This window comes from Mycolicibacterium tusciae (genome assembly GCF_002086795.1).
GTDB lineage: Bacteria > Actinomycetota > Actinomycetes > Mycobacteriales > Mycobacteriaceae > Mycobacterium > Mycobacterium tusciae.
The window spans coordinates 92,081-104,935 of record NZ_MVIM01000005.1; the positions used below are offsets into that span (position 1 = coordinate 92,081).

11 protein-coding genes and 1 pseudogene are annotated in these 12,855 nt (G+C 64.4%); 2 read left to right on the plus strand and 10 right to left on the minus strand.

Annotated features, from left to right (window positions below; all coding sequences use genetic code 11):
* Positions 1 to 15: 15 nt before the first annotated feature.
* Positions 16 to 1,092, minus strand: coding sequence for an NAD-dependent epimerase/dehydratase family protein (locus tag BST47_RS11270; protein ID WP_083125633.1), 1,077 nt, complete (start codon positions 1,090 to 1,092; stop codon positions 16 to 18).
* Positions 1,093 to 1,190: 98 nt separating this feature from the next.
* Between BST47_RS11270 and BST47_RS11275 the strand changes: the two genes are divergently transcribed.
* Positions 1,191 to 1,991: a lysophospholipid acyltransferase family protein gene (locus tag BST47_RS11275; protein WP_083125634.1), complete on the plus strand. Its 801-nt coding sequence runs from the start codon at positions 1,191 to 1,193 to the stop codon at positions 1,989 to 1,991.
* Positions 1,992 to 2,054: 63 nt separating this feature from the next.
* A complete protein-coding gene (gene fadD12, locus BST47_RS11280; protein WP_234809679.1) occupies positions 2,055 to 3,626 on the plus strand; it encodes an acyl-CoA ligase FadD12 in 1,572 nt (523 codons plus the stop codon).
* On the opposite strand, the gene BST47_RS11285 is transcribed toward fadD12, so the two are convergent.
* The 9 genes and pseudogenes from BST47_RS11285 to BST47_RS11325 form a co-directional block, all read right to left on the minus strand.
* On the minus strand, positions 3,623 to 5,056 hold the full coding sequence (locus BST47_RS11285; protein ID WP_083125635.1) for a WS/DGAT/MGAT family O-acyltransferase: 1,434 nt from the start codon (positions 5,054 to 5,056) through the stop codon (positions 3,623 to 3,625). The genes fadD12 and BST47_RS11285 overlap by 4 nt on opposite strands.
* A gap of 88 nt (positions 5,057 to 5,144) precedes the next feature.
* A pseudogene (locus tag BST47_RS31620) lies at positions 5,145 to 6,148 on the minus strand (LLM class flavin-dependent oxidoreductase).
* A 19-nt stretch (positions 6,149 to 6,167) separates the two neighbouring features.
* On the minus strand, positions 6,168 to 7,202 hold the full coding sequence (locus BST47_RS11295) for a phosphotransferase family protein (RefSeq protein ID WP_420094035.1): 1,035 nt from the start codon (positions 7,200 to 7,202) through the stop codon (positions 6,168 to 6,170).
* A complete protein-coding gene (locus BST47_RS11300; protein WP_083125637.1) occupies positions 7,196 to 7,555 on the minus strand; it encodes a DUF4286 family protein in 360 nt (119 codons plus the stop codon). The genes BST47_RS11295 and BST47_RS11300 overlap by 7 nt, the downstream gene beginning before the upstream one ends.
* Before the next feature lie 6 nt (positions 7,556 to 7,561).
* Entirely contained in the window at positions 7,562 to 8,317 is a 756-nt protein-coding gene (locus tag BST47_RS11305; RefSeq protein WP_083125638.1) for an SDR family NAD(P)-dependent oxidoreductase, read from the minus strand.
* On the minus strand, positions 8,318 to 9,574 hold the full coding sequence (locus tag BST47_RS11310; RefSeq protein ID WP_083125639.1) for an amidohydrolase family protein: 1,257 nt from the start codon (positions 9,572 to 9,574) through the stop codon (positions 8,318 to 8,320).
* 49 nt (positions 9,575 to 9,623) lie between these two features.
* Positions 9,624 to 11,207, minus strand: coding sequence for a FadR/GntR family transcriptional regulator (locus tag BST47_RS11315; protein ID WP_083125640.1), 1,584 nt, complete (start codon positions 11,205 to 11,207; stop codon positions 9,624 to 9,626).
* On the minus strand, positions 11,204 to 12,361 hold the full coding sequence (locus BST47_RS11320) for a thiolase C-terminal domain-containing protein (protein WP_083125641.1): 1,158 nt from the start codon (positions 12,359 to 12,361) through the stop codon (positions 11,204 to 11,206). The genes BST47_RS11315 and BST47_RS11320 overlap by 4 nt, the downstream gene beginning before the upstream one ends.
* On the minus strand, positions 12,358 to 12,792 hold the full coding sequence (locus tag BST47_RS11325) for a Zn-ribbon domain-containing OB-fold protein (protein ID WP_083125642.1): 435 nt from the start codon (positions 12,790 to 12,792) through the stop codon (positions 12,358 to 12,360). The genes BST47_RS11320 and BST47_RS11325 overlap by 4 nt, the downstream gene beginning before the upstream one ends.
* Between the last annotated feature and the right edge of the window lie 63 nt (positions 12,793 to 12,855).

Below are 12,855 nucleotides of genomic sequence, written 5' to 3' on the forward strand. Positions count from 1 at the left end.
CGCGACCCTATGCGGTCAGCGCGGTCCGTTCGGCGGATCCCACGACGGATCGCCCAATTCGGCGCGAATGACGCCCCACGGATCGGCGTAGATACCCGGAGCTTTCCAGTAAGCGCTCCGGCGCGTCATCACCGCCCGGACGACCGGCACGATCAGGCGCGCCGGGTATCGCTTCCACCCGAACGTGTCCGTGAGCTCGGCCATCATCTCGGACCACGAGTAGTGCTGGAATTGCAGCGCTTCCTGCGCGCGCGTGGTGTCCATCCAGTCGGTCACGAACCAGTCGGTCTCGCTGGCAGGGTTGCCGGGCCTTCCCTGGGGAATCGCACCCGCCATGCCCAACGCCTCGACAAGTGCCGGCGCCAGGTCGCCATAGCAGCGGCGGTGGGACTCATCACCGGCGATCAGGAGGATTTCGCCCGCGGCATCCGCGGTGGTCGCCGCCGCACATGCCCATGCGACATCGCGGACGTCGACGGTCTGCACCCTGTTGTCGCTCGGCAGTGCGCTCGCGAACAACATCGCGTCGGCGCTGAGCGGCAGCGCCGTGAGATCGGCGCTCAGCACGCCGCCGAATCGCAGCACCACCCACTCCAGGCTCGACGACCGGACGATCTCCTCGGCCTCTGCCTTGGTCCCGCTGTAGATGTCGACGGGTCGCATCGGGTCGTCGCTCGTCAGCGGCAGGGGAGTGAGATGCGGATTGCGGGGGCCGAACACCGCATTGCTGGACGCGTGGACGAACCTGGGCGGATTCGGTTGCGCCTCGGCGATGCCGACCAGGGTCGCCGTCGCGTCGACATTGACCCGCCGCGCCACCTTGGGAATGCGGTAGATCGCGGGGGCGATGATCGCGGCGAGGTGGATGATCGCGGACGGGGCGGATTCGGAGACCAGTCGCTGCACCTGTTCGGTGTCGGTGAGATCGGTCCACCGCGTTTCGACGCCTGCCGGGAGCTTGTGCGCGGCCTTGACGTTGGCGGGTGTCTCCAGGTCGGCTACCACCACGTGCCGCCCCGTAGCCGCCAGCCGCCGCACGGTCGCGGAGCCGACGAGGCCGAAGCCTCCGGTTACGAGCACGGTGTCCGACATATGTCTCCTACCTGCGGATATGTTATTCTCTTTTTCGGAGAGTACTACTACTCGATGTGCCCTGGGTAACGGGGCACAAAGTTGGGAACAAACACATCATGAGCGACGCGGCGGACAAGAAGGTCTCCAAATGGGATCCCGGGTTCACCCGGCAGATCGTCGACCGCGTCGGTCCTCTCATCAAGCGTTACTTCCGCGCCGAGGTGCGCGATCTGGATCGGATCCCCTCGGCGGGCGGCGCACTGGTCGTCTCCAATCACTCCGGTGGCATGTTCACCCCCGACGTCCTGGTGTTTGCGCCGGAGTTCTACAAGAAGTTCGGCTTCGACCGTCCGGTCTACACCCTCGGCCACGACGCGATCTTCTTCGGCCCCGTCGGCGACCTGTTGCATCGTGCCGGCGTCATCGAAGCCAATCGGGAGAACGCCGCCCAGGCACTTCGCGACGGTGCCCTCGTGCTCGTGTTCCCCGGCGGCGACTACGATTCGTACCGCCCGACGTTCACCGAGAATGTCGTCGACTTCAACGGCCGCAAGGGATACGTCAGGACGGCGATTGACACCGGAGTGCCGATCGTGCCGATGGTTTCGATCGGCGCGCAGGAGACGCAGCTGTTCCTCGTCCGCGGCGACTCGATCGCCCGGCGGCTCGGCCTCCATCGGCTGCGGGCGGAGATTCTTCCGATCAGCGTGGGATTCCCGTTCGGGGTGTCGGTGTTCTTCCCGCCGAACCTGCCGTTGCCGTCCAAGATCGTCACCCGGGTCCTCGACCCCATCGACATCGCCGCCGAGTTCGGCGAGGACCCCGATATCGAGATGGTCGATCTCCACGTCCGGGCTGTGATGCAGAAGGCGCTCGACGAACTCGGCAACGAACGCCGCTTCCCTGTGCTTGGCTGACGGATCGTGGCAGACACTCTGGGACTCCTTCGAACGCTCTGGCGCGCACGGCTGATAGCCCCGATGCGCCCCGACCGGTATCTACGGATGGGTGCGGCGGTACGCCGGGTCGGCATGACCGCCACATCGGGCTTCGCGACGGCCGCGCAGCGGTGTCCCGACCGGCCCGGTCTGATCGACGAGCGCGGCACCCTCACCTGGAAGCAGATCGACGACCGCTGCGATGCCCTCGCCGCGGCGCTGCAGCAGTTGGGAGGAGCGGCACTCGGTCCCGATGCCGCCGGCGCGGCTCCTAAAACCGTTGCCGTGATGTGCCGTAACCACCGGGGTTTCATCGAGTCGCTCGTGGGAGCCGACCGCATCGGCTCCGACGTCCTGCTCCTCAACACGTCGTTCGCCGGTCCCGCACTCGCCGAGGTCGTCGAACGTGAGGGCGCCGATGTCGTCATCTACGACGAAGAGTTCACAGAGATTGTGAGCCGGGCGCTCGAGGGCAGGCCAGAAACCACCCGCATCCTGGGTTGGACCGATCGCACCGACGTCGAGCTGACCGTGGACAAGCTGATCGACCGTCATGCCGGTCAGCGGCCCGGGCCCAGCGAGCGTAAGAGCGACATCATTCTGCTCACGTCGGGCACGACGGGAACACCCAAGGGCGCCAAGCGTTCTGCGGGCAGCGGTGGCGCCGGCGATCTGAAGGCGGTGCTGGACCGGACCCCCTGGCGCGCGGAGGAACCCATCGTCATCGTCGCGCCGATGTTCCACGCATGGGGGTTCTCGCAGCTGTTGTTCGCAGCATTGCTGGCCTGTCCGATCATCACGCGGCGCAAGTTCGACCCCGAAGCGACGCTGGACCTGATTGATCGCTACAGCGCGACGGGCCTGGCAGTGGTGCCCGTCATGTTCGACCGCATCATGGATATGCCCGACGACGTGCGCAACCGATACAGCGGTAGGTCATTACGCTTCGCCACCGCATCGGGGTCCCGCATGCGCCCCGACGTCGTCACCAAGTTCATGGACCAATTCGGCGACGTGATCTACAACAACTACAACGCCACCGAGGCGGGCATGATCGCCACCGCGACGCCCGAGGATCTGCGCGCCGCACCCGACACCGCGGGAAAACCCGCTGACGGCACCGAGATCCGGATCCTCGACGAGTCGTCGAACGAGGTGCCCACCGGTGAGACCGGGCAGATCTTCGTGCGCAGCGGCACACTCTTCGACGGGTACACCTCGGGCACCACCAAGGACTTCCACGAGGGGTTCATGGCGTCGGGGGATGTGGGCTACCTCGATGCGGCCGGCCGGCTGTTCGTGGTCGGCCGAGACGACGAGATGATCGTCTCGGGCGGCGAGAACGTCTACCCCATCGAGGTCGAGAAGACATTGGCCGCGCACCAGGAGGTGGCCGAGGCCACGGTGCTCGGCGTCGACGACGAGCAGTACGGCCAGCGACTGGTCGCGTTCGTCGTGCTCGAGCCGGGCGCGTCGGCGACACCGGACACCCTCAAACAACACGTGCGCGAGAACCTCGCCAATTACAAAGTGCCGCGCGAGATCACGGTGCTCGACGAACTGCCCCGTGGCAGTACCGGCAAGATCCTGCGCAACGAACTACGCAACTCCTAGCCCAGCGCGGGGGCAGGCGCCATCGCAGTGTCGACGGTGCTCAGCGGCGGCAACCCAGCGGCCGCGCGGATCTCGTTCAGCCCATGGATCATCGCGTCGGTGGCCTCGTGGATGTCGTTGAAGGTCTCGTCGTCGGACAGGATCGAGATGTCCACCTGGTCGACGTAACTCCATACCGTCATGTTGAACGCGCTGCCCGCCGAGAGCACCCCGATGGAGTAGATCTCACTGACCGGCGCGCCGCCGATGTGGCCACGCTCGCGCGGGCCGGGAACGCTGGACACCGCGACGTTCATCAGCCGGTTGTGGGCGGCGCGCTTCGACTGCCATCGAAGCATTGCCGGGGTCACCGGAGGCGGCAGGTACTCCATCAGCTGTCCCTGCAGCTTTGGTCCGAGGAGTTCGTAGTCCTCCTTCGCGCGGCCAGTCGACAGCGAGGTCAGCCGCACCCGCTCGATCGGATCGTCGACGTGGATGGGCAATGACACCGACAGCCCGCCGATCTCGTTGCCGGTGACGCGATCCGGTGACAGGTCCGTGCTGACCGGCACCGACGCGATCAGCGGACGGTCCGCGCGTCCGTCATACCGCAAGAGCAGTTCTCGCAGGCCGCCCGCGGCAGTGGCCAGGACGACGTCGTTGAACGTGACGCCCAGTGCCTTGGCGGTCTCCTTGACCTCGGCCAACGACAGCGACGCGGTGGCGAAGGTCCGCGTCGGAGAGACCACATGGTTGAGGAACGTCGGTGGTGTGTGAAACATCTTCGCCAGGTCGGGATTGTCGGTGCGCTCCTTCTTGCGCCGCCACAGCCGGGTGAATCCCTTGGCTGCGTCGCGCGCCAGTCCGGGCAGCGCCGCGACGTGTGCGACGTGATCGCGACCCGCCGCCGCCAGCAGTTCGGTCGTCGTCGGCTCTTCACAGACGGCGTAGTCGTCATTCTCGTCAGCCTTCGAGCCGGTCAGGTCCATGAGCCGGGCGAGCAGATTCGCCGAGGCCACGCCGTCAGCCAGGGTGTGGTGCACCTTGCCGATGAGCGCGAAGCGGTCGTCGGCCATGCCCTCGGCGAAATGGAACTCCCACAACGGACGAGTGCGGTCCAGCGGCGTGCTGGCGATCCGGCCGATCACCTCGTCGAGTTCGCGACGGCCGCCGGGAGCGGGCACCTGGACACGGCGCAGGTGGTAGTCGAGGTCGACGGGGCAGTCCTCGATCCACATGGGATGGTGCAGCTTCCACGGGATGTCGATCAGCCGGTAGCGCAGCGGATCGAGCAGGTGCAGCCGACGGGCCACGGTCCTGCGGAACACGTCGAAGGTGAACTCGCCCGGATAGTCGGCGGCATGGATGATTGCCACCTTGAGCGTGTGGGTGTGCAGATTCGGCGTCTCGCTGTACAACAGCATCGCGTCCATGCCATTGAGTCGCTTCATCTCCCAATCACCCCCTACAGCGCCGAGCGTACGGTTGTTGACGCGCCTTCTCGACGTTTACGTACAACAAGAGTGCGCTGGGCGGCTACTAGGGCAAAGCGGGGATCACCTTTTCCGCGAAAAGCTGCGCGTACTCGACAAAGCGCTGCGCGGGCAATCCAGGCGGCCGCATCATCATGAAATGCTCGACCGGTATCCGTTCCTGCATCGCCGTGAAGTAGCTGACGGCCTGCTCCGGCGTCATGATCTGGAGGATGCCGCTCGATTTGAAGGCATCCAGATCCATCGGTTGTGTCGCGGGACTTTCGATGCCGATCGCATTGTCCTCGTTCATCCACGCGCCGTAGGTGGCGAACACGTGGTGATAGTAAGGAGCAAGTTCTTCGAGAGCCTCGCCGGGATCGTCAGCGACCGTCAGGAACAATCCCGGGATGCGGATAGCCGCGGTGGCCGGATCCTTTCCATGCAGTCGTAGTTTGTCGAAATAGGAATCACAGAACTCTTCGTTTCCGAGGTAACCGTCGGCATGAATGGCCACGCGCTCGAGCGCCCGGTCGGTGAATCCGCCGATGTAGAGCGGGATCCGTCCGCGCGGTGGTGCGGGCGTAATTCGGGCGTCTTTCACCGTGTAGTGCTGCCCGGTGAAGCTCACCGTTTCGCCCGCCCACAGTGCGCGAACGATGGTCAGAAACTCGTCGAAGCGGCTGCCACGGTGGCTGAAATTCTCCCCGTACATCTCGTACTCGTGGGCCGGTACCCGATGGCGAGTCCTGTCTCGAGCCGGCCATTGGACAGGATGTCGAGGACAGCGCATTCCTCGGCGAAGCGAACCGGGTGGTAGAGCGGGGCGATCGCGACCGCCGCACCGATGCGTAGAGTCGACGTCCGCGCGGCCATTGCGGCCAGTATCAGGTTCGGGGTCGGCAGGTATCCGTCGTCTGCGCCGTGATGCTCGGGTACCCACGCACCTCTGAAGCCGACGGTCTCGCTCAATGCGACCACGTCGAGTGTTTCGTGATAGACATCGGCCGACGGGCGACGCCACGGGGCGGGATTCCGAAAGTCGTAGAGGTAGCCGAAGGTCATCGCCATGGTTTTCGCCCGCCGGGCATCAGCCGACGCTGCCCGCCAGAGACCGGGCCATGTCGGCGGCAGTGGCGATCGACTGCAGAACCATCGTCCCGAACGCCTCGGCAACCTCGCGGTCCCCGTCGGGGGACGCCACGTTCCGCGCGTAGGTGCGTTCCAGCACTACGCCGATCTTGAAGTTGGCCAGCACCAGGTAGTAGTCGAGGTTGTCAGTTGGGAGGCCACTGATCTTCTCGTAGTGTTCCAACAGATCACTGCGGGGCGGCATACCCTCCATCGGCAGATAAAAGTCTGTCTTCGGCTCGTCGCCGTCGTATCCGAGCACCGCCCAGGCGAGATCCAGTAGCGGATCACCGATAGTCGTCATCTCCCAATCGACCAGCGCTGCGAGCCGAGCCGGCGACCCGTGGGCGTACATCACGTTCGCGAACTGATAGTCGCCGTGCATGATGCCCGGGGTGAAGTGCTCGGGCCGGTTGGCCTGTAGCCATTCGGTGGCCACGTCCAATCCGGGCAAATCCCGGACCTGGAAACCCTTCAGGAATGACAGCCAACGGTCCACCTGGCGGTCGTGGAAACCCTCGGGCCGCCCGAAGCCCTCGAGGCCTTGTCCGCGCCAGTCCACCCGGGCCAGCTTCGCGGCACCCTCGATCAACTGGAACGCCAGACCCCGCCGCGCCTCGAGATCGGTGTCGAACGGCGGTGCCCACCCACCATCCATCGGGCTCCACCCGTCGACCTCGGCCATCACGTAGAACGGCTTGCCGAAGACCTCGCCCGACTCGTCGGCGGCGATCAACTCCGCGTGCGGTACGTCTGTGCCCGCCAAGGCGCGTACCAACCGGATCTCGCGCCGCAGTTCGTTGAGTCGCTTATCGTCGGCGCGTTCACCCGGCATCCGCATGACCATCCGGCTCCCGCCGCGCTGGATCACGTAGAGCGCGTTCTGCGACCCACCAGCCAGTTGCGACAGCTCCGCCAGTTCACCTTCTCCGACGACGTGTTGGCTGTCGAGCCACCGGCTGAGACGCTGAACATCCACCGTGCTGCTCAAGATTGCACTCCGGTGGCCTTGGCGCCGCGGGGGCTCCAGAACGACAGTCGCCAACTTGACATGTCAAGGCAGTCAGCCATATTGATCTTTCCGGCGGCCACGCCCTCCTGGATTTTGCCTAGGATCGCATCGACGTCACCCTCCATCTCGTAGATGATGGCGTACCGATGCTCGGGCGCGACTGAGCCCTCCATGTGGTAGATCTCGGCCTCTTTCAGATCGTAGCGCTGCGCCGACACCATGCCGGGGATGGCGAGCAAGTCGGGAATGTGAACGTTGTCGTACCACTCGTTGAACTCGTCGTCCCTGCCCTCCAACGGATTTGAGAAGACGATCTGGATAAATTTGTCGATCATGTGTTCCTATTCCTGCTCCATCGATGTGATCCATTGTTCGTAGTCGGTTGCCTTGGCGGTCAACAGATCCTGACCGAGTGTCGAGTCCAGGATGAGAAAGCGCTCGGCTGCGATCGCATCGGCCAAGCGGTCCGCGACCTGCGCCGGGGTTGCGGCCCCCTGCAGCATGGGGTGGTCGGCGGGTATCCCGTCGGCCAGCAGCATGGGCGTGAGCATCGGACCGGGACAGAAGCACGAGACTTTGATCCCCTTGGGGCGATACGTGGCGGCCAGCCACTCCGAAAATCCCAGCGCCGCTTTCTTGCTCACTGAGTACGCCGGCTTGTCGGGGTGCAGGGCCAATGCGACGATTGACGCGGTCTGCAGCAGATAGCCGTCGCCACGTTCGAGCATCGACGGCAGCACTTCGCGGACGGCAAACACATGAGACATCACGTGCAGCCGCCAGCTGAGCTCCCACAGTTCGTCGTCGGGAATGGTGCCGTGCTGAGCTGTGCCGGTGAAGCCCGCGTTGCTGAACCAGATGTCGATCTCGCCATAGGTTTGGCGTGCCAGTTCGGCGACGGCGCGGACGTTGTCCTCGGCGGTGATATCACACGCCAGCCCGACGGTATCGACCGCCGAACAAACTCGGTCGACTCCCTCGGTGTTCTGGTCGGTGACAACGACTTTCGCACCCTGGCTGGCGAACCGGTGCGCACACGCCTCACCAATTCCACTACCCGCACCGGTGATGACAACGACTTTGTCGCGTAGCTGCATCTAGAACGCCCGCTCGGAAGAGGCCATGGCGGGTCGAAGTTCCTTCACCGATTTCACGCTGATGTCCCAGTCGCCGACATGAGCGCGTAGCGCACCCACTGTGGCCTCTTCACGCGGGATGTGCGCGAACGCGTCGAAGCGGAAGTGCCGCATCGCATTGAGGTGGGTGATCTTGTTGATTTCGTCGTCTGGAACATCGACGAACGACTTCATCAGGATCTCCGGAGCGTGTGGCCACGTGGTGTCCGAGTGTGGGTAGTCACACTCCCAGGTGATGTTGTCGATGTTCAGATGATGTCGCGTTTCGATGCCCACCAAATCATCGATGAAGCAGCAGATCACATGTTCTTTGAAGACCTCAGACGGCAGTTGATCACCGAGATCCATTCCGCTCCAGTGTTGGGTGTGCTTGTAGATGTAGTCCACCCGCTCGCAGAAGTACGGCAGCCAGCCCGTACCGCCTTCCGACAAAGCCACCCGCAACGACGGAAACTTCTGGAAAACCCGGCTCCATAGTAGATCGGCTGCGGCGGAGAACAATCCGATCGGCGACAGTGTGTAAATGAGTTCAATGGGAGCGTCGGGCGAGGTCATCGGCGGCGCTGAATTCGACCCGAGATGAATACACACGACGGTGCCTTCTTCGGCGCAGGCCTCCCAGAACGGATCCCAGTGTTCGTCGTAGATGCTGGGCAGTCCCAAGTCGTAGGGGCTGGAGGAGAAGGTCACGGCATGGCACCCCTTTGCGGCGAGGCGCCGTACCTCGGTGGCGGTGCGCTGAGGGTCCCACATCATCGGTAAGCCCAAAGGAATAATTCGCCCTAGGTGCGTCCCAGCCCAGTCCTCGATGTGCCAGTCGTTGTAAGCGCGCACCATCTCCGCGGCCTGATCCTTATCGGCGGTGTCCATGAACAGTTGGCCGCAGAACCGCGGGAAGGACGGGAAGCACATGGAACCGAGTACACCGTTGGCGTTCATGTCCTTGACCCGGGCGTCGATGTCATAGCAACCCAACCGGATCTCCTCGATGCTGGTGGGCTCCATGCCAAACTCGTTGGGGGGGCGTCCCGCTACGGCATTGAGCGCCGGGTTGAGGATCTCCTGGCCCTCGTAAACCCAGGCCATCGTGCCGTCATCGCGGCGGACAAAACGCGGGGCTTTGTCCTCGTATTTCTTTGCCACCCGTCCCTTGAACATATGGGCCGGCTCGATCACATGATCGTCCACGCTCACCAGGATCAGATCGTCGACGTTCATCGTTCTCCTTAACTTCGGACGCGCTTCGCCATGATGCGAGACGCGTGAGTCATCCCATCAGGTCGAGCACCAGTCGTCGGCTGAACTCCGACTCCTCGGCCCACGGGGCGTTGGCCTCAAGGGCCTGCGCCCAGACCGCCGTGGCGCGGGCGGGATCGTGCTCTGCCGCGGCGTCGACGAACTGGGCGAAGAGGCGTTGGGCGCGCCGGTTGGTTCGAGTTACCCCCGGTATGCCCGTGACGTCGGCGGTGACACCCGGCTCGATGGCAACCCGGACCCAGTGCAGGATTTCGGAGATCACGGTCAGGGCGGGGTTCTTGACCGCAGAGAAGGCGACCATTTCCGCCTCTCGGTACGTCGCGACGAAACGCCCAGTATCATCGCAACATTCGGCGAGCTCGGTGTTCACCGCATTCAGCGCGTTAAGCTGCTTGGCGCCGATCCGCGAAGCGACCAGGCCCATGATCGACGGCTCGATGAGCCGAAGTGCGCGGTAGAAATCGGCGAGGGTGGTGCTACGCGCTTCCAGCACGATGCCAGCCAGTTGGGCGGCAACGCGGGTCGAGGGAGTGCGGATAGCAGCCCCTGATCGGTCACCGGTGCGCAGGTCTAGCAAGAACTCCATCTCCAAGATGCGGAGAGCCTCTCGCAGGGTCGGTCGCGAGACGTCGAACTCGCTGGCCAGTTCGGGCAGCGGTGGTAGGCGATCGCCCTCGCCGAGGCGGCCCTCCGCGATGCGAGCCCGGATCTCTGTCGCCACGACCGAGGCCCGACGCGGCGCAGATCCGCGGCTGTCCTGGGCTCGGGCGCGCCAGAGCGGCGCCACGTCGATCGGCTGGCGGCTGATGTTTCTGCTCACCAGCATGCGATTGGTCGTGAAAAGGTAATCGCTCCAGGTGTTTTGAGCCAGGGAACCATCGTGCCGACGCGCGGCATCAAGGAACGCGCTGTGGCTGACGATCACCCGACGTGCGAACTGCTCGGCGGCTACCGAGTCGTTGCTCCCGATCGACGAATAGACTTGCCCGGCGTGAATATCGCGGAACACGCCAGCGATGACCGCCAGAGTCTGGTTGCCGGAGAGTTCGATAACAGCCTGGTCGAACGCCGACATCGCGGTCACGAACGACAGCGGGTCCGTGGCGGCCCGCTCGGCATCGTGGAGTTCGACGAGGGTTTCGATGTCGTCGAAACCTGTGTTCGTGGCGAGGAGTTCGGCGGCCGGTGGTTCGACGACCGAGCGCACCTCTTCAAGGTGAGCCAGCGTTGTCTTTCGCAGCTGTAGCAGCAGCGCCACATACCGAGCGACAGCATCCAACCCCGGTCGCCGGACGACTGCGCCGCCACCCCGGCCCCGTTTGATCTTGAGGAGCTGCTGAGACTCAAGAATTCGCAGGGCCTCACGCAGGGTTTCGCGCGAGACTTGCAGCGCAGCGGTTAGTTCTGGTTCGGGTGGGAGTTGCTGATCTGCGGCGAGTTGGCCGCTGAGGATCTGGCGCCGAAGGTCGTCGGCGAGGAGGTGTGAGACCTTTCGGGTGTTACGCCGGGGCAGTGCACGCCAGACGGCATCGCGGCTGTCTACAAGCATCGGGGTGTCGACGTCGTGTGTCTGCGCATTGGGGCGTTCGGTCATGATGCAGTCAACACCATCGCGCCACATTGTGGATACACGCCACTGGCAACAAGGGCGACCCGGGCACCGGCAACCTGGCGGCGCTCGGCCTGGCCTCGCAGCTGAAGGACGGCCTCGTTCAGGAAGCCGATTCCGTGAAGTCGGCCCTCCGCGAGCTGTCCACCCGCGGTGTTGAGCGGGAAGTCTCCGCCCGGTCCGAGTCGGCTGCCATCACCGACCCAGTCGCCGAACTCACCCCGGCCGCACGCACCGAGTGCCTCCAGCCAGGCGACGGTCACCGGTGTGAAACCGTCGTACACCTGAGCCACGTCCACGTCATTCAGGGTCAGCGCCGAGCGCTGCCACAGGCGCTCGGCGCACTCAAACATGCCTCCGTAGAGGAAGTCAACGTCGAACACCCAATCCGCACCCCGGCCCGTGGCATAGCTCATCGCCTCGACCAGGACGGCGGGCTGCCGCAGATTTTTCGCACGTTCGGCAGTGGTGATCAGGGTGGCCACGGCGCCGTTCACCGGATAGTCGCAATCGAGCACTCGAAGGGGGTCGACGACCATGCGCGACGACAGATAGTCCTCCATCGTCATCGTTTCCCGCAGCACTGCGCGGGGGTTGAGCGCTGACCACCGTCGCGCGTTGACGGCGATGCGGCCGAAATCCTCCTCGGGCCGGCCGTGCTCATCCATCCAACGGCGCTTCTTCAGCGCGAGATTTACGAGAATTCCACCGAGATAACCATAGGGAGTGAGGAATTGGTCGCGCCCGGTGATCTGGTCAGGTCCGCTGGCCACACCACCCTGATGGCCGGCGGTACGGGTGAGGCATCGAAAGACGAGGACGGTCTCGCACGCACCGGACGCGACGGCCATGACGCCGGCGAGGACGCCGCCCAGCCCGGATGGGTTCGAGGCCATTATGTCGGCGAAGGCAGCTAAATCGGGTATGCCGAGCAAGCGCGCCATGTCCTGGGCCCCAGGTGATTCCGGGCCGAACTTATACTCGAATATGCCGTCCACTTCGGTTGCGGGAAGCCCGGCGTCCGACAATGCCGCCTTGGCCGCGGCGATCGCGAGTGAGTTGGGCTGAGGCTCGCCTTTCCGGCTCAGATCCGAGTAGCCGACGCCGGCGATGGCCACTGGCCGAGTCAATGACGTCACCGGCGCGCTCCGGACAATCTGAACTGCGGCAGTGTGATTGAGCCCCGGTCCTCATAGGTCACCTCGACGGGCATGCCGCAACGAACCTCCGTCCCCTCCGGGACATCGACGAGGTTTGTCAGTATCCGCAGCCCGGGTTGTTCAGCGAGCTCCACGAGCGCGACGACATAGGGAAGCGCATCGACGAATCCAGCGTGCAGCGGCCGATCCACCACCGCGTAGGAGTAGATGACGCCTCGTCCGGTCATTTCGGCCGGCTCGAACTCCTCCGCCTGACAACGCTGGCAGCACACTTCGGGGGGATACTGCAGGTTCGAGCAGGAAGCGCAGCGTTGTAGCACCAGCCGATGCTCCGCAGCAGCGTTCCAAAAGAAGCCGCTGACGTCGTCGGGCGCCGGCAGGGGTCGAGGGTCGACCGGCCGGGCCTCCATCTGAACCACAGATCTCCTCACGTCTTGCGGTTTAACTACTTAACCCAAAAGCAACGACCGAGT